Genomic DNA, 1,254 nt, shown 5'->3' on the forward strand with positions numbered 1-1,254 from the left:
CAGGTTGACTATGGCGAGGGTGCCCTGACCCGGGTGCCGGGCACAAACCGATACCGCAAGCCGCGGCTGTTCGTGATGACGCTTCGCTACTCGCGACACAGCTTCCGCCGCGTCGTGTGGAAGTCCAGCAAACAGGTCTGGGCCGAGCTGCACGAGCAGGCCTGGCGCCACCTGGGTGGCGTAACGCAATACGTCGTCCTCGACAATCTGAAGGAAGGCGTGATCAAACCGGACCTGTACGAACCGGAGCTCAATCCGGTGTATGCAGCCATGCTCGCTCACTACGGCGTGGTGGCGGACCCCGCCCGCGTACGAGATCCGAATCGCAAGGGCACCGTCGAGAACGCTATCCAGCATACCCAGGGCACGGCCCTGAAGGGGCGCCGGTTCGAGTCGATCGAGGAGCAAAACGCCTTCCTTGATCAATGGGAATCGAACTGGGCGGCCAGAAGGATCCACGGCAGTACCCGTCGCCAGGTTCAGGCGATGTTCGAGGAAGAGCGCCCCCATCTGCGTGCCTTGCCGGCGCGCAACTTCGAATACTTCACCGACAAGGTCTACACCGTCTGCGACGACACGTGCGTACGGGTCGACCACAGCAGTTACGCCGCCCAACCGGCTCCCATTGGCAGCAAGGTGCTGGTGCGTAAATTTGCCCGTTACCTGGAAATCCGCAACCTCCAGACACAGACATTGCTGCGCACCCACATTCTGGCCGACAGGCCGGGAACAGTGATCCTGCCGCACGACGAGCGACCGTTCAATCCCTCCCGGGAAACGCGCCGCATCCTCGCGCAGGCCAGGACGATCGGGCCATCGGCCGAACGCCTGTGCCAGCATCTGTTCGACACCGAAGGGCGAGTCGGTCAGCGCAAGCTCTGGGGCATCGTCGGCCTGGTCCGGCGCTACCCCCGCCGCCTGATCGAATCGGCCTGCGAGATCGCCATGAGAGAAGGCGTGCCCAGCTACAAACAGGTCAAGGCGCTGACCGAGCGTCTGCTGGAGCAGGCGCTGGCAGAACTGGACGCGCCCGTCCAGGGCGAACTGCCCCTGACTCAGGAACATCACCTCATCCGGGACGGCGACGACTACGCCGACCTGTTCACCCTCGGCGCCAAGCATAGCGCCGCCATGCCATCACCCAACGGAGATCTCTCTTGAGCATGAGTCTTGCCGAAATCGACCGCGCCCTGCGCGAACTGCGCCTGTCAGGCATCAGCGCGACACTGGAAACCCGGGTGCTGCAAGCCCAGG

At 63.8% G+C, this 1,254-nt stretch carries 1 protein-coding gene and 1 pseudogene; both read left to right on the forward strand.

Annotated features, from left to right (window positions below):
• Window positions 1-1,161, forward strand: a 1,161-nt coding sequence (istA, locus tag L5014_RS38485; RefSeq protein ID WP_238469086.1) for an IS21 family transposase, incomplete at its 5' end; no start/stop codon positions are given.
• Window positions 1,162-1,163: 2 nt separating this feature from the next.
• Window positions 1,164-1,254: pseudogene (locus L5014_RS39180) on the forward strand (ATP-binding protein); the annotation flags it as partial.

This window comes from Paraburkholderia tagetis (assembly GCF_022213065.1).
GTDB lineage: Bacteria > Pseudomonadota > Gammaproteobacteria > Burkholderiales > Burkholderiaceae > Paraburkholderia > Paraburkholderia tagetis.